The sequence below is a fragment of the Aliinostoc maniaoense genome, assembly GCF_058172895.1.
Map to the genome: position 1 here is coordinate 5,045,454 of NZ_CP187952.1, position 17,305 is coordinate 5,062,758.

Sequence of the window (17,305 nt, forward strand, 5' to 3'; positions counted from 1 at the left end):
TTGTCTTCCTTGTCCCCCCACACCCCCACACCCCTACACCCCTACACCCCTAACCATTCAACTCCCTCGCCTCAGCCAAAATGGGGTTAACATCAAACCACGACTCGCCACTATCTCGATATTCAAACACAAAGCGGCTACGAATTAATTTTTGATATCCGTCGTCGTCGCTGACTCTTTTATTCCGCTTGACATCCCTTAATAATTGCCATTCTGACTCGGAAATTGGCAACATCATTTCATTGCGGCGAGAACGTATGACTTTTTCTAAAGTTTGGCGGCTCAGGGGAAGTGACATTTCCTCCATAATCCAGCTATTCAACAGCCTGAGCAAGTCCCGCACATGACCACCACTCATAATACATAAACGCTCTAGGGTGCTAACACTGTCAAAAATTTCGGTAATCTTTTCTAACCGTGCTGCTGGTTCTAAGTCGGGAAAGGCTCTGGCTAATACCATCTGCTGCATTAACCCCATCCCCTCTTGATGGATACTGCCATCAGGATACACTAGAGACACCATTGGTAAGACTTTGGGGTCGTCGTGAAATCGCTGGGTTAATGTGCCGTAATCATTGGAAAACTTCAGGGACAATGGCATAGTGTAGACTACATGACAGTTGAGCTTGGTGAGATATTCACCTTGGTCTACAAATAAATATTCCTGTTGTGGTCTTCCCCAAGGTTTGGGACTATTATCTATGCGGTCAAGGTTATCGACAATGACGACTAGTCCTTGTTTACCTTGCTGCTTGAGTTTATTAATAGCCGGCTGCAATAATTCTTGATTAATAGCGTCTAATAGCTGAATTTTCTGGGGTGCAAGATATTGATTGATTTTCTCCCGCAGTTTAGGATCGCTTTTAATCTTGGTGGTGATTTCCCCAATACCCACGGATAGGGAGAGTTTTTCTTTCTCTGCGCTAAAACCCACATCCCCAACTACGGGAACTTTCGCTTTAACTCCCGTCACCTCAGCGTTAAGCAAGTTCAACGCACCTTGCAACAGAGCATTAAATTTGTTGGTATCTTCCAGGATAATTTTATCGAGACTTTGACTAATGCGGCGTGCGATCGCCAACAATACGTCACTAATACCGACATCAGTAATTTCTAAGTCATCGGTAGATTCAAAATACACCACATGAAAGCCTAAACTCTCCAATTCTGCCTGGAGTCTAATCAGTTCCGTCGATTTCCCACAGCCAATATGTCCAGTAAATAAAGTGCAGGTAGGCTCATCTGGCTGAAAAAAGGTAATCCTTTTCTTGAGGGTTTGAATAATATCCCCACCGCGCACCGATGAAAAGTCAATATAAAACTTACGATCTAAACTATTTTGAATAAACAGAGTGCGGCTAGGATCTGTTGCCTTAAAGAATCCTCGTAAATCTATTGCCATAAGTCTGGTAATCTAGCTGACTTTACAGCCGTGAATATCCTTAGATTACCAGAATAAAACTTTTTACGCTATTTTGCTGAAATTTTCCGGTTTTTCTAGGTTTGAGTGGGGTTTTTCGGTTTTAGCTCAAAGCCCCTGGTCAATTGCGGTTGAAGCACTTTTGTCAAGTACACCATGATGGGTAATTTTAAAGTTATTCATAAGTTTGACTATATGCTCAGATTTTCCTCATTTTTCAGTTTTAAATTAGTTGATCTACTGGTTAATACTGCAATTAATATATCTGTACTACAAATTTTACTTCAGTAAATTTTTCAAATTGTTAAAATATGGTAGCTAATTATACATTTAAACAACGGCAGTATAACCAAAACCAACAGCAATATTATATATCTAGAGAGTCTAAAATCTCGATGTTTAATGCTATATCTGACCCAATTTTTGTCAAAAATCGCCAACATAGATTGATATTGGTGAATGATGCCTATTGTCAATTAATGGGATATACTAGCGAACAATTAATTGGCAAATCTTATAATGATTTTATGCCATCCTCACTAGCTGATATCTTATGGGAACAGGATGAATTAGTTTTTAATCAAGATATTAATTTAGAGTATGAAGAAAAACTGATCGATACATATGGTATAGCCCATTGGATTGTTACCAAAAAACGTTTATTTGTAGACCAAGCCAACAATAAATTTCTAGTTTGTACAATTAATGACATCACTAAGTACAAGCAAATAGTAGATGAACTCCACACTTCCAAACAGCTATTACAAACAGTCATAGATGCTATTCCCCAAGGAATTTTTTGGAAAAACCGTGATTCTGGCTATTCAGGTTGTAATCAAAAATTTGCAGAGGTAGTGGGCATAAATTCCCCTGATGAGATTATCAATAAAAGTGACTATGAACTACCTTGGATTAATGAAAGCTGTGATTGGTATCAGCAGTCGATACGGGGAGCTTGTGGGCAAGACTTGCAGCAATTGATGTATTCTAATACTTCAAAATCGGAAATTTTTGAGTATCAAAACCCTGTAGATAAAAGATTATTATGCTTGGAAACCAATAAAGTTCCCCTCCAAGATACTGAAGGTAATGTGGTAGGAATTTTAGGAACATTCCAAGATATTACTACTCGTAAACAAGTAGAGGCAGCATTAACAGAAAAAGCATCTTTAGCAGCTTTTCGGGTAGAGATAAATCATGCAATTACCCAAAGTCAGAGCCTACAAACAACTCTCAAATACTGTACTGATGCAATGGTGAAGCATTTAAATGCTGCCTTTGCCCGTATTTGGACACTGAACGAAGCAGAAAACGTCTTGGAACTGCAAGCTAGTTCAGGAATATATACTCATATTGATGGCGCGCACAGTCGTGTGCCTGTGGGTATGTTCAAAATCGGATTAATTGCCCAAGAGTGTCAGCCTCACCTCACTAATGAAGTTTTAACAGATCCCCGTGTCGGTGATAAAGCCTGGGCAAAAGAGCAAGGTATGGTTGCTTTTGCTGGCTATCCCCTGATTTTGGATGGTAATTTAATTGGTGTAATGGCAATGTTTTCTCGTCAAGCTTTGCCAGAATCAGTTCTAGAAGCATTAAATTTAGCTGCTAATGAAGTGGCTTTGGGTATCAAGCGCATACAAACTAAACAAGCTCTAGAAGCCAGTGAGAGTAAGTATCGTAACTTAGTAGAAACTTCCCAAGATGTAATTTGGTCACTAGATGCTCAAGGATACTGGACATTTGTGAATGCAGCCGGGAAAAATATCTATGGTTATGAGGCGGAGGAAATGATGGGTCATCATTATACCGAGTTTGCTGCACCAGAACAAGTTGACCAAGACCTAGAGATTTTTCCTCGCTTACTAGCACAAGAGTCATTATCTCATTTTGAAACTGTGGTATTGGCAAAAGATGGGACTCGGCGGCATTTATTATGTAATGCGATCGCCTTAAAAGATGAAGATGGCAAAATTATAGGTATCACTGGGACAGCTACTAACATTACTCAAATGAAGCAAGCCCAAGCAACCCTGCGGCGGACTAATGCTCTACTGCAAGCCCAACAAGAAGCGGCGATTGATAGTATTTTGGTGATAGACGAAAACCGCCAAATTGCTGCATACAATCAGTGCTTTTGTCAATTATGGCAGATTCCAGAGGAATTAATGCAACGAGGTAGCGATCGCCAACTTTTAGGATGGCTACTCAACCAACTGCAAAACCCAGAAGAATTTTTAGCCAAGGTAGAGTATCTCTATGAACATCCACAAGAACGCAGCCATGATGAAATCAAGCTGAAGTCTGGCAGGATTTTTGAGCGATATTCAGCACCTGTCTGTTCTCCTGGAGGGGAGTATTACGGCAGAATTTGGTCTTTCCGCGATATAACTGAACGCAAACAAGCAGAACTAGCCCTGCGTGACTCAGAAACCCAATTACGCCGACAAGCGCGAGAACTTAAACAAGCACTCAAAAAATTGCAAGATACCCAAACTCAGTTAATTCAAAGTGAAAAAATGTCTAGTTTGGGTCAATTAGTGGCTGGGGTAGCCCATGAACTTAACAACCCTGCCAACTTTATTTATGGCAATCTCACGTATATTACTGATTACACACAAGAACTCATTTTACTACTAGAACTCTACCAAAAAAATTATCCCTCCCCTGTTAAAGAAATTGAGGATTTTGCCGATTTTATTGAACTAGATTTTTTGTATTCAGACTTACCGCGACTACTTCAATCTGTCAAATATGGAGCAGAACGCATCCGAGACATTGTCTTGTCTTTGCGAAGTTTCTCCCGTTTAGATGAGGCCGAAATCAAACCTGTAAATATCCATGATGGTATTAATAGCACTTTGATGATTCTACAAAGTCGCCTCCAGGGTAATAGTCCCGAAATTGAGGTCATTAAAGAATATGGTGAAATTCCTCTAGTTGAGTGTTATCCTGGGCAGTTAAACCAAGTGTTTATGAATATTCTCATCAATGCTATTGATGCTTTGGAAGAGTCAATCATCAAAAAGAATCTCGAAAATAAAATTTTGACTCCACCACAAATTCATATTCGCACCCAGCTAATAGACTCAAATCAAGTCCAAATTAGCATTACAGATAATGGATTAGGAATATCAGAGGCATTAAAACAGCAAATATTTGACCCTTTTTTTACTACTAAACCTATAGGCAAAGGTACAGGTTTAGGGTTAGCAATTAGCTACCAAATTATTACAGCCACACATAGCGGCTCACTGCAATGTTACTCAACCCCAGGAGAGAAAACTGAGTTTGTGATCTCGATCCCTTTAAGTCAATATATTTCTACTGATCAATGATAATTAGATATATAGGAATCCGATTTGATTTCTGAAAAAATCTAAGTATGTGTAGGGTGTGTTAGGCGTAAGCCGTAACACACCCTACATATACGGAACAATGTTAAATGTTCACTTTTTGATCTTAAATATTTTTACTGATAATTCATAAATTTTGGATACTTTGTGATGATGAGTATTATTATTAAATAATCCAATTTTCATGATTTAGTCTATATTTCGTAAGTTGAGATTTTATATAAATTTAATATAATTTCTAAAATAATTAATACATCACCTGGGAATAATAAGACTTAAGCTTTAAGTATGTAGTAATATGGCTACCAATCAAATCAATATTCCCGGATACAAAGTTAGCGAAGAACTATATCAAGGTTCTAGAACTCTGGTTTATCGAGGAGTTCGAGAAAGTGACTCCTTACCTGTGGTGATTAAACTGCTGAGGAATCCTTATCCCAGCTTCAGTGAGTTGTTGCAGTTTCGGAATCAATATACTATTGCCAAAAATCTTCAGCAACCAGAAATTATTAAGACTTACAGCTTAGAAATATACAAAAATACTTATGCTTTAGTAATGGAAGACTTTGGGGGAATATCTCTCCAGGAATGGATAGAAAATTACGAGAAAAATCTATCTCTGAGCGATTTTTTACAATTAGGGATATCTTTGTGCAGTATTTTAGATATTCTCTATCGTTCTCGGATTATTCATAAAGATATCAAACCCAGCAATATTTTAATTCATCCTGAAACTAAACAAGTTAAATTAATTGACTTTAGTATTGCATCTCTGCTCCCACGGGAAACTCAAGGTTTAATTAGTCCCAATGTCTTGGAAGGGACACTAGCTTATATTTCACCAGAACAAACGGGTAGGATGAATCGGTGTGTGGAATACCGCACGGATTTCTATTCTTTGGGTGTGACTTTTTATGAATTACTGACGGGAGAATTACCATTTAAGTCAGAAGATGCAATGGAATTGGTACATTGTCAGATTGCGAAAGCAGCACCTGTAATACATGAAATTAATCCTAAAATTCCATCTGTATTATCAGAAATTGTCAAAAAATTGATGGCGAAAAATGCTGAAGACCGCTATCAAAGTGCATTGGGTCTGAAGTATGATTTAGAAAATTGCCTACTTCAACTGAAGGAAACTGGCGAAATTGTAGACTTTCCTATTGCCCAAAGGGATGTGTGCGATCGCTTCATTATTCCTGATAAACTATATGGTAGAGAAACCGAAGTAGAAACCCTACTGCAAGCATTTGAGCGTGTCAGTTTAGGGACAACAGAAATGATGCTGGTGGCTGGGTTTTCTGGAATTGGGAAAACTGCGGTTGTTAACGAAGTTCACAAACCCATTGTCAGACAACGCGGTTATTTTATTAAAGGTAAATATGACCAATTTAATCGCAATATTCCCTTTTCGGCGTTTGTGCAAGCCTTTCGGGATTTAATGGGGCAATTGTTAACAGAAAGTGATGCTCAAATCCAAGTATGGAAAAATAAGATTTTAGGGGCTGTTGGTGAAAATGGTCAGGTAATTATTGAAGTTATTCCCGAATTAGAAAGAATTATTGGTCAACAACCACCAGTAATTAAATTATCAGGAACGGCTGCCCAAAATCGCTTTAATTTATTGTTTCACAAGTTTGTAGAGGTGTTCACTACCAAAGAACATCCTCTAGTAATGTTTCTAGATGATTTACAGTGGGCTGATTCGGCATCTTTGAAGTTAATCGAGTTACTGATCAGTGAATCATCTGGGGGATATTTATTATTAATTGGAGCTTATCGGGATAATGAAGTTTCAGCCGCCCATCCTTTGATGTTCACTTTAGCAGAAATTAAAAAAGCCCAAGCTACTATCAATACTATTAACTTGATTCCCCTCAGTCATTCTAGTTTAAATCAACTAGTAGCTGATACCCTGAGTTGTTCTACAGGCATTGCTCAACCATTAACAGAATTAGTTTATCAAAAAACCAAAGGCAATCCATTTTTTAGTACGCAGTTTCTCAAAGCACTCTATGAAGATGGACTGATTAAATTTGATGGGGATGAGAGAAACTGGCAATGTAATATTGTTGCTATTAAAGAGTTATCGCTTTCCGATGATGTTGTACAATTCATGGCATTACAATTACAGAAATTGCCAGAAACAACCCAGGAAATTTTAAAATTTGCTGCCTGTATTGGAAATCAATTCGACTTGGTGACATTGGCAATTATCTGTGAAAAATCGGAAACTGAAACCGCTACATTCCTCTGGAAAGCGTTACAAGAAGGACTGATATTACCCCGGAGTGAAGTTTACAAATTTTATGTCGGGAGGGAAAGCGAGGATGGGGTAAAAGGTTCAGAAATTGTCACCTATAAATTTCTGCACGATCGCGTTCAGCAAGCTGCATACTCATTGATTCCAGCAGAGCAAAAGCAGTATACACATTTTCGCATTGGGGAATTGTTGTTGCAAGGGTTATCTCAGGCGGAACAGGAGGAGCGGATTTTTGATATCGTCAACCAATGGAATATGGGACAAGCTGTTATTCCTACGGATGAGCAAAAACAAGCACTGGCGCATCTCAACTTAAAAGCTGGACAAAAAGCCAAACTTTCGGCAGCTTATCAAGCGGCTGAGGATTACTGCACTATCGGTATGACTCTATTATCCCCAGAGGCTTGGCAGACAAACTATACACTTATGTACAGTTTACATCGGGATGCTTCTGAAGCAGCTTATCTGTGTAGTCACTTTGACCAAGCTGAATCTCTGTATGCCAAGACACTTAGCTACGCGCAAACTCCCCTGGATAAAGCGGTAATTTATCGCGTGCAGATGACTCAGTACCAGCTTCAGGGACGCAATGCTGAAGCGATCGCAATTCAACGACAAAGTTTACAATTGCTGGGGTGGACAATGCCCACAGAACCAGAGATCATCCAAGCTAGCCTCGATGCAGAAATCGTCACGGTGCAGCAATTTGTAGAGCAGCATACCATTGCATCCATTCTCGCTGCTCCCAAAATGACTGATTCCAGCATTGCAGAAATACTGCGAATTTTACAAATTCTGTTCTATGCGGCGTGGCTTGATGGTCAAACGACTTTAGCATTACTAGCGATCGCTAAAATGACCACACTGTCATTAAAGCATGGTAACAGCGATATGTCTCCCTTTGGCTATGTCGGCTATGGCTTAATTGCTAATGGTGTACTCAAGGATGCGGCTACTGCTTGTCAGTTTGGGGAAATGGCGGTGCAGCTTTGTGAACAATTTGATAATGCTGACGTGCGCGGAATGACGAATTTCCTGTTTGCGGCTGATGTGCATAGCTGGAGTCGTCCAATACGGGAGGCGGACACATACTATAACAACGCCTACAAATATGGGATGGAAGCCGGAGACTGGCTGACAGTAGGATTTATGATGATGCAGAGTGGCTCTGATCGCCTGACTTATGGTAAAAACTTAGAAGATTTGTATGCGATCGCTCAAAATCACGCTGCTTTTCTAGAACAAATCAAAAGTTTAGATAACCTGGATGCTTTACGAGTCGGGGTAATTCAACCAATACGCCAACTTTTGGGTTTAACCAAAACGCCGTTTACCTTTGATGATGACAACTTTAGTGAAGCACATTATTTGCAAAAATATATTAATGCTCCCTATCACTTATCTTGGTTTTATTCCGTCAAAATTCGCCACGCTTATTTATTAGAAAATCCAGCCGCATACCCTGACTTAATTCCGTACTTAAGCATCATTGAAAACACGATTTCCAGTCATGCCAAAGTCCCTTCCAGTGTTTTTTATGTGGCATTAATGCACCTTACTCTAGCTGAAACTGTCATTGAAGATTCTCAGCGTCAACACCATTGGCAAGCACTGATTCCCCTAGAAGAACGTTTAAACCGTTGGGCAAAAGCTTGTCCTGAAAATATCCTGCACAAATGTCTACTCATCCAAGCAGAAAAAGCGCGGTTAAACAAAGAAAAAACCGACGCAATTGAACTTTATGAGCAAGCAATTACCCAAGCGAAAGTCAATCAATATGGTTACGAAGAAGCCTTAGCCAACGAACTAGCGGCTAAATTCTATTTAGAATGGGGCAAAGAAAAAGTTGCCGCAGGTTATATGCAAGAAGCTTACTACTGCTATGCTCATTGGGGTGCAAAAACCAAAACCGACGATTTAGAAAAACGTTATCCGCAACTATTGCAACCCATCCTGCAACAACAAGCAATCAGTTTCAATGCTTTTGAAACCATACCTACTATTATTACTACGTCAACTTCTGCATCTACTTGTGCTTTCAAAAATGGTCTTTCTGATGTCCTAGATTTTACGTCAGTCCTCAAAGCTGCTCAAGCTATTTCCAGTTCTCTAGAATTAGACGAATTAATTGCCCAATTGACTCGCATCATTTTAGAAAATTCTGGTGCAAAAAAATCTGTAGTTATTCTTCCCAAAAATAATCAATGGCAAGTCCGCGCCATTACCTTTATTGATCACAAACCAAAATCTCGGAATCATGTAAAAACCATTCTAGAAGCACAACCACTAGATACTTGTGAAGATGTCCCTAAAAAACTCATCAATTATGTCAGGAATACAAAAGAAACTGTCATTATCAACAATTGCCAAACAAATATTCCTGGTGTGATTGCAGATTATATGCTGAAACATCAACCCCAAAGTGTATTATGTACACCCATTCTTAACCAAGGGCATTTGTTAGGGATTATCTATTTAGAAAACAAGTTAACCAGTGGGGTATTTACTAACGAAAGACTACAACTAATTAATCTACTTTCTTCTCAAGCTGCCATATCTCTAGAAAATTCTCAACTTTACCAACAAGCACAACAAGCTTTGCAAGATTTACAAACAGCACAATTACAAATTGTGCAAAGTGAGAAAATGTCTGCATTGGGTAACTTAGTTGCTGGGGTAGCCCATGAAATGAATAATCCCTTGGGCTTTATTGCTGCTACCTTGCAACAAGCTCGTCCTAGTTTAAATGATATTGTGGAACATTTAAAGCTATATCAAGAAAACTTTCCCGAACCAGGTAAAGAAATTCTCAATCATGCCGCAGATGTTGACTTAGATTATAGCTTAGAAGACTTACCCAAGATGATTGAATCCATGAAAATGGCTTGCGATCGCATTTGCAATATTAGCAATAGTTTACGCACTTTTTCCCGAATTGATAAAGATTACAAAGTACCTTTTAACATTCATGAAGGTATTGATAGCACAATTTTAATTCTCAAGCACAGACTGAAAGCTAACGAACAGCGTCCAGCTATTGAAGTCATCACAAATTATGGTGATTTAGACGTAATAGAATGCTTCCCTGGGCAATTAAATCAGGTATTTATGAATATTTTAGCCAATGCCATTGATGCTTTAGAAGAATCAAATATTGGGCGGAGTTTTAGAGACATTGAAGCCAATCCCAACTGGATTACAATTACAACATCAATTGTAAATTCCCAAGCCAAAATTCAGATTGCTGATAACGGTAAAGGGATGAGCGAAGAAATCAGAAACAAGATTTTTGAGCATTTATTTACTACAAAGGGAGTAGGTAAAGGCACAGGTTTAGGACTAGCTATAGCCAAGCAAATTGTTGAAGAAACTCATCATGGCAAGTTGAGTTGCAATTCTATTTTGGGTGAAGGTACAGAATTTGTAATTGAAATTCCAGCATCTTAAATCAGGCGTAGGTTGGGTTAACGCAAGGAAACCCAACATCTTCTGATACCGTTTCTTGATGAAATACTGTAGAGACGTTGCATGCAACGTCTCTACAGTATTTATTTGGCGCAGCGCAACTTCATAGAGAATTGGTATGAGTTATCAGTTATCAGTTAAAGTGGCTTTTGAGTTGGTACACCGACAGCACGGGGAAACTTAGCAGGTGTGGTTGCTATTTTTCGCAAATATAAACAGTGGCGAATGCTATTACTCAGAGGTGTAAAAAACTGTTCTATTGATTCAATCTCACCACCTAGTTCATTAACCGCATTTTGCAAAGCTGTATTTTCTTCTTCTGTCCAAGTACCGCGATAAATTACAGCTAAACCGTTTTGTTTGAGTAAAGGCAAAGTATATTCAGCACAAACTGAGGCATTACCAACAGCACGAATTAAGGCTAGATCATACTTTTCTCGGTGCTGTGGTTGCTGTCCAATTTCCTCGGCTCTACTCACAAGAGTTTTAGCATGATTAATTGCTAATTCACTCAAGATTTTATCAATAAAAGTAATCTTTTTGCGGGTGGAATCTACAAGTGTAATGTAAGAATTAGGTGCAATAATAGCGATGGGAACACCAGGAAAACCCGCACCTGTACCAATATCAATTACAGATGCACCTGTTTCCAGAGACGAGATAAATTTTTCCTGTGGTGCAATTCCCCGCAAAGAATCCCAAAGATGTTTTTCCCAAAACTCTTGAGGTTCAGTAATGCGAGTTAAATTTAACTGACGATTCCCTTCTAAAATTAATTCATACAACTGCTGAAACCGCGCTTGCTGTTCATCAGTAGGTTGCCAATTTAAGGTTTGCTGCCAAATTTCTACCATTTCTGGCAATAAGTTAGTCATTAGTTAATAGTCATTAATCTTGGGCATGGGGCATGGGGCATGGGGCATTGGGCATTGGGGTAAAATCTACCTTGTCTACCTTGTCTACCCAGTCCCCAGTCCTTCTTTAATTTTGAATTTTGAATTTTGAATTTTGAATTTATCTCAGACTGCTGCTTGAGGTTCTTTGACTTTAGCTTCCAGTACAGCAGGATCTACAGACTCTAGTTCACCATGATTGAGTGTCCAGCAACAGTCTGCGATCGCTAGCATATCACCTGCATCATGTGTTACTACTAACAATGTCCAGTCTTGTTTGAGTTTTGCTAATAAACTCACTAATTGCCGACGCATTGACCAATCTAAGCCTGCTGTCGGTTCGTCTAATAATAATAAATTAGGCTGGCGAATTAGTTGCACTGCTAAGGCTAAACGGCGTTGTTGTCCTCCACTTAAAGCATGAGGCGCAGCAGAGAGGGATAAATGTTCTAACCCTACCTCGCTTAAGGCGTGTCTAACTCGTTCTGTTCCTAGTTCGGGATGTCCTAAACGCAATTCTTCTAAAATCGTACCGCCGCAAAAGTGCCGTTCTGGAAACTGAAATACTAAGCCAGCTAACTGTTGTAGCTGTTCTGATATCAGTTCTTGTTCTCGCCAAAACACCGCGCCTGATGTCGGTTCAGCTAGTCCAGACAAAATCTCTAGTAAGGTACTTTTACCTGAACCACTGGGGCCGATAATCAAGCCTAACTGTTGGGGTGGTAATTCCAAGTTAACGGATTTGAGAATTGCTGTTGGGCAAGCTGTGGGATGATAAGTTAGGTTTCTAAGATAGAGCATTTGTTAAGATTACCAAAAATTTGGTGATGAGTGGGGATTGGGGATTGGGGACTGGGGACTGGGGGTAAATTTATAGATAAATCCAAGTATTATAAATAAATTCAAATTTAACAGTTAAAATCCGCTTTTTTCCTATTGTGGCAATTTTATCCATGAGTAATAGCTACAACAAATATGGGAACTTGAAAAAATTACTACAGTCTTCTTGGATAGAGTATTTTAGCCATAAAAGATGCGATTTCTAGTTACTTGTTTTCTATATATTAAGTAACATATCAAACTATTTAAACCGCAATTTTTCTGAGGCTCGTAATGACTAAAATTTTCCTGTTTCCCCCAATGCTGAGATTTTCCCGATTCAATAAACTAGCACAGATAACATTTGGTGTGGCGATCGCGCTCAATCTTTGGGTTAATCCCACTTTAGCTGGTGATCCCTTCCGTACTAATGAACCTCGTAAAATTGGCGACAACACAGAAGCCGCTTTTAAAGCCGCATTTTACAAAGGCGATTATCCATCAGCAGAGCGTTATCTCAAACAAGCAGCCTCTAGCGAAGCCGATGAGCCTCTAGTGTATGCAATGAAGGCATCTTTAGCCTACATTAATGGTGATTTAATGGGATTAGACAATTACAGCCGCAAAACTTTAGAAACTGGGCGAAAATTACTGTCTAAAGACGAATTACGCGGAAATATTTACACTGCTGTTGGGCATTTTTTAGAAGGCGCAGTGATTATCACCCGTGAAGGGACAATCAAAGGCGCGCCCAAAGCTTTAACTCGCCTGAGACAAGTTTATCAACACCTGAATCAAGCCGAAGCAATTTCCGCCCAAGATCCAGAATTGAATTTAATCAAGGGTTACATGGATTTGATGCTATCCGTGAGTTTACCCTTTGCTAACCCCGATGAAGCCATTGAACGCCTAGAAAAAAATGCCGCACCCGAATACTTAACCAATCGGGGAATTGCGATCGCCTATCGTGACTTAAAACAATACTCCCAAGCCTTAGATTACGTTAACCGTGCCATAAAAGTTGCAGCCGACAACCCAGAGTTGTATTATCTAAAAGCCCAAATTCTCAAAGGACAGGGTACAAACGACAACAATCAGCAACTAATTCAAGAAGCGATCGCCAATTTCGACAAAGCCTTAACCAAAAAATCTCAACTCCCCAGAGATTTAGCCAGACAAATTGAACGCGAACGCAATAGTGCTGTAAATAGTTTAAATAATGCAAGCAGGTAAAGAGGGCAGGGGAGCAGGGAGCAGGGGGCAGGGGGAGAGAAGTAAGACAAGGTAGACAAGGTAGACAAGGTAGAAATATTTACCCTAATGCCCAATGCCCAATGCCCAATGCCCAATGCCCAATGCCCCATGCCCAATGCCCCATTCCCCATTCCCTATTCCCCATTCCCATTAAATAATATGTACATTCAATTTCGTGAATTTAACCCTTTTGATGTTTGGATCTGGCTGAAATTTAGTACAGTTCCTTCTGAGCGCGAAAAACAGTATATAGAAGAAGTATTTAACTCCTGGTTTTACTTGGGAAAATTAGGCGGGTTTAATGCTGAAAATCTGCAAGTTCAAGAAACTGGATTAGATATCAGCTATATGGATTATGACTCCCAAGGTTATGATAAAAGCCTACTCGCTCTCATGCACAACATGGGAGAATTTGAGTATGAAGGACAATGGGCGCGTTGTTGGTTTGACTTGGGAACGAGTGATGCGATCGCCTTAGATATTTTAATTAATGCCCTCACTCAACTCAGTGAAGAATACGTCACTATTGAATCCTTATATATTGGCGGCGAAAATGAAGATTGGCCAGTCGAAGATAGTGAAAGTCGCGCTTACTCTATTTATGATAATTAATTACAAAAATGGGTAAAAAACGTGATATTAGGGTAATAGCTTTAGGACTAATTCAGGATGATCAAAGAATTTTTGTCTCCGAAGGTTATGACCCTGTAAAACAATCAACATTTTACCGCGCCTTGGGTGGTGGTGTTGACTTTGGTGAAACTAGTTTAGAAGCTTTAAAACGAGAATTTCAAGAAGAAATTCAAGCTGATTTAACTAATATTCGCTACTTAGGTTGTATAGAAAATATATTTATATACAACGGTCAATCAGGACATGAAATCATTCAATTATATAAGTGCGATTTTGCTGATACAAAATTCTATCAATTAGAAAGCCTAGTATTTTCTGAAGGTGAGCATCATCAACATACAGCATTGTGGATAGATATTGCCCGTTTTAAATCTGGTGAACTTATATTAGTACCAGAGCAGTCTTTTAATTATTTGTAAAGTCCGCTAAGACTACGGCAGCCGTGCATTTTGATTTATTGAGAATTAAGTCAGGACTTACTACGCAAGTGTCACAGTCGATTGTTGGTGAGTGACGCTTAGATTGTATAGAAAATATATCTAAGTAGAACGACTTGAAAAAACCAAACTATGTAAAGTAATGTAAAAAATTGCATTTAGTTCGTAGTAAGGACTTTAGTCCTCTCATAAGGACTAAAGTCCTTACTACAAACCTTTAATTATTTACACCGTTCTACTTAATTGCGAATGGCTAAATTTCTTCAATGCCCAATGCCCCATGCCCTATTCATACCTATACTTTCTTGATTTAATCACTTCAATAACATCATCATGACGCTGACCTTCAATGATGTCATTTAAATGAATTTTACCTTCAATATATTGCAAATGAATACGCCATCCAGATAATTTATCTATATCGGCACGGTAAATTGCTTGTTTAATTCCCTTAACTTTCCGTAGTCTGGTTTTGGGAAAAGTTCTAGTTCTATGACATTCATTATCTTCTAATTCTGCCAAAGCTTCGAGAAAATCTATTTTGAGATTATCCGGTAAAATCTCCATCGCTTCATGAATCACACCATGCTCATCTAAGAGGGGTTTAATCCGTGACATTAGCTGGAACTAACCTCAATTTCTTGGTGTTTGATGCTAAAGTCTTGGTAGAGAGACTCGGCAACTGAATTATATGCTTTGGAAGCATCTTCAGTGTTGACAACCCTGAATAATGTAATTACTGTAGTGTCAAAAATTGGATCATCATCAATAGTCACAATTAATCTGATGTCTTTATCAATTATTAAGGCATAAAGTGAAGAATCATAATCATCACTCAGCTTAATTTCCTTGAGTTTAAAAGCTTGCTTATCTAAAAATGTTTTGTTTTTTGAGAGTAGTTCAACGTAGCGGTTTAATTTTTTAACAATTTTAAATTTTTCTTTATTTTTAAATCTCTCTAAATCTTGTTCAAAATCCTTGGTTGACTCGATAAGTATTTCCATTTAACTGATTCCAAAACTGAAATCTTGACCTAATCTCAAATTTAACTTATAAATAGCAGTCTTTGAAGTCTTTCAGGTATATTCATTGAGAACATCAATGATATTTATAGATTTGCCATTATAGTTGAGTTTTGTAGGTAAATTATAGGTGGCGATCGCCTTCAGAAATCAGTTTAACTACAGTTGTATTTAGCATAGGTTATTTCTACCACTCAATTTCTTATGTCCAATAAATTAACATCATCTTTATTTATCATTCTATTAGGGCTAACTTTGACTACTACTGCTGGATGTGCTAATCCAAAAAATAATTCAGCCGTTGCTCAAAATTCACCCAAACCAGAACCGCAAATCATCGTTCAACCTGGAGAAATACGACCTTTACCGGGCAAGTTAGATAATATCCCTGTATTTAATAGCAATAGCCCAGAATGGATTAAAACCGAGGGGATTTTACTGTCTACTTTCCCTACCAGTAACAAGAAAACCCCAGGCGCGCACCTCAATTTCCCCTTTCAGGGAAGGTTTGATTTATTTGCTCACCACTATACTCACACCCCCAAAGATTTACAAACTTTATATATAGGCATTATTATTCAGAATCCTGGTAAAAAACCTGTAACAGTTGATACCCTACAAGCAGCCAGTTATTTAATGCAGGATGCACCCTTTGTCACCTTATCCCCTTACCGAGAAAACAATGATGGCAAAGTCTACTCCGGGCCAGGGGCTAGGGCTGTGGCTGATGTGCTGCGGGGTATGCGCCAAGCTGACTTTCCTAGTAAGTTAGTCATTCCCCCAGGACAAAGCCGGATGTTACTAAATCACCCTATTCCCGTGCGGAACTTGGAAAGACCTGTCAACGGTCGGTCTACCTTTATGCGCCTGCGGAGTAATGGCAAAGTGTATGCGGCGAGTTTAGCCATGTTTGCCAAGAAAAACGCTGATGGTTCTGACCGTGCGCCAACTCAGGCGGAATGGCAAGCTTTACTCAATAACGGTAACTTCGCCAGGCCAAGGGATAAAACTCCCACTCCTCCTAATGTTACTAGCGGGGCGTTAATTTATGGACGGGTGGCTGGTGTTTCCCAAGGTTCAAAATGGCAAGCCAACTTAGTAGATAACCCCCAAGCGACAACACTCACCATTCCTCAAGCTGGGAAAGGAATTTCTTATCCCTTAGTTACTTTGCGGGGTGGACGTTTAGGTACTGAACAAAACCAAACCGCCAAACTGTTGGTGCGTTATCCTGATACAGCCTATGAAGCGCATGGTAATTATGGCGTGGAATATAATCTCAGTTTGCCCTTGAAAAATCATACTAATCAAACTCAAAAGGTAACTGTCACTTTAGAAACACCTTTAAAAGAAGATAAATTATCTCAAGGTGGCGTGCGTTTTCGCAAACCATCCCAAGATTTTCCCTTTTTTAGAGGTACAGTGAAGCTGAGTTATTTTGATGACCAAGGCAAACAACAAACCCGTTATGTTCATCTTTGGCACAGAACTGGTCAAGTTTTAGAACCTTTGGTACAGTTTGTTATGCCACCTGCAACTAGACGCAATGTGCAGATAGATGTGATTTATCCCCCAGATTCTACTCCACCACAGGTTTTAACAGTGAGAACTTTGTAGCGATGCCTACGGCTGGCTGCGCCTACGCCTACTCTGATCATTACAGGCGATCGCCCCTCGCTGGTAAAATCTGACAAGCGATGCCTACGGCTGGCTGCGCCTACGCCTATTCTCATCATTGCAGGA

12 protein-coding genes are annotated in these 17,305 nt (G+C 39.2%); 6 read left to right on the forward strand and 6 right to left on the reverse strand.

Going from position 1 to position 17,305, the window contains the following annotated elements:
- Positions 1-49 precede the first annotated feature (49 nt).
- Positions 50-1,402 carry a P-loop NTPase fold protein gene (locus tag ACPZ3T_RS21925; protein WP_490271562.1) on the reverse strand — a complete coding sequence of 451 codons (1,353 nt, stop codon included), beginning with the start codon at positions 1,400-1,402 and terminating at the stop codon, positions 50-52.
- A gap of 329 nt (positions 1,403-1,731) precedes the next feature.
- Here ACPZ3T_RS21925 and ACPZ3T_RS21930 point away from each other — a divergent pair, with 329 nt between their 5' ends.
- Complete coding sequence (locus ACPZ3T_RS21930) at positions 1,732-4,755, forward strand: PAS domain S-box protein (RefSeq protein ID WP_490271563.1); 3,024 nt, start codon at positions 1,732-1,734, stop codon at positions 4,753-4,755.
- A gap of 316 nt (positions 4,756-5,071) precedes the next feature.
- Complete coding sequence (locus tag ACPZ3T_RS21935; protein WP_490271564.1) at positions 5,072-10,486, forward strand: ATP-binding sensor histidine kinase; 5,415 nt, start codon at positions 5,072-5,074, stop codon at positions 10,484-10,486.
- Positions 10,487-10,641: 155 nt separating this feature from the next.
- On the opposite strand, the gene rsmG is transcribed toward ACPZ3T_RS21935, so the two are convergent.
- Both rsmG and ACPZ3T_RS21945 read right to left on the reverse strand, forming a co-directional pair.
- Positions 10,642-11,379, reverse strand: coding sequence for a 16S rRNA (guanine(527)-N(7))-methyltransferase RsmG (rsmG, locus tag ACPZ3T_RS21940; protein WP_490271565.1), 738 nt, complete (start codon positions 11,377-11,379; stop codon positions 10,642-10,644).
- A 144-nt stretch (positions 11,380-11,523) separates the two neighbouring features.
- Positions 11,524-12,198, reverse strand: coding sequence for an ABC transporter ATP-binding protein (locus ACPZ3T_RS21945; protein ID WP_490271566.1), 675 nt, complete (start codon positions 12,196-12,198; stop codon positions 11,524-11,526).
- 312 nt (positions 12,199-12,510) lie between these two features.
- Here ACPZ3T_RS21945 and ACPZ3T_RS21950 point away from each other — a divergent pair, with 312 nt between their 5' ends.
- From ACPZ3T_RS21950 to ACPZ3T_RS21960, 3 genes are all read left to right on the forward strand, one after another.
- Entirely contained in the window at positions 12,511-13,449 is a 939-nt protein-coding gene (locus ACPZ3T_RS21950; RefSeq protein WP_490271567.1) for a Sll0314/Alr1548 family TPR repeat-containing protein, read from the forward strand.
- A 180-nt stretch (positions 13,450-13,629) separates the two neighbouring features.
- The gene (locus ACPZ3T_RS21955; protein ID WP_490277323.1) at positions 13,630-14,082 is read left to right on the forward strand and encodes a DUF3531 family protein; all 453 of its coding nucleotides are present in this window, start codon (positions 13,630-13,632) and stop codon (positions 14,080-14,082) included.
- 8 nt (positions 14,083-14,090) lie between these two features.
- Positions 14,091-14,522: an NUDIX hydrolase gene (locus tag ACPZ3T_RS21960; protein WP_490271568.1), complete on the forward strand. Its 432-nt coding sequence runs from the start codon at positions 14,091-14,093 to the stop codon at positions 14,520-14,522.
- Between the two features lie 303 nt (positions 14,523-14,825).
- On the opposite strand, the gene ACPZ3T_RS21965 is transcribed toward ACPZ3T_RS21960, so the two are convergent.
- Together ACPZ3T_RS21965 and ACPZ3T_RS21970 are read right to left on the reverse strand one after the other, a co-directional pair.
- Positions 14,826-15,158, reverse strand: a complete 333-nt coding sequence (locus ACPZ3T_RS21965; RefSeq protein WP_490271569.1) for a hypothetical protein — start codon at positions 15,156-15,158, stop codon at positions 14,826-14,828.
- Complete coding sequence (locus ACPZ3T_RS21970; RefSeq protein ID WP_490271570.1) at positions 15,158-15,544, reverse strand: hypothetical protein; 387 nt, start codon at positions 15,542-15,544, stop codon at positions 15,158-15,160. The genes ACPZ3T_RS21965 and ACPZ3T_RS21970 overlap by 1 nt, the downstream gene beginning before the upstream one ends.
- Positions 15,545-15,766: 222 nt before the next feature.
- On the opposite strand from ACPZ3T_RS21970, the gene ACPZ3T_RS21975 reads away from it, so the two are divergent.
- Positions 15,767-17,179, forward strand: a complete 1,413-nt coding sequence (locus tag ACPZ3T_RS21975) for a DUF3370 domain-containing protein (protein WP_490271571.1) — start codon at positions 15,767-15,769, stop codon at positions 17,177-17,179.
- Here the strand turns inward: ACPZ3T_RS21975 and ACPZ3T_RS21980 are convergent.
- The gene (locus tag ACPZ3T_RS21980) at positions 17,128-17,298 is read right to left on the reverse strand and encodes a hypothetical protein (RefSeq protein WP_490271572.1); all 171 of its coding nucleotides are present in this window, start codon (positions 17,296-17,298) and stop codon (positions 17,128-17,130) included. The genes ACPZ3T_RS21975 and ACPZ3T_RS21980 overlap by 52 nt on opposite strands.
- Positions 17,299-17,305: the final 7 nt, after the last annotated feature.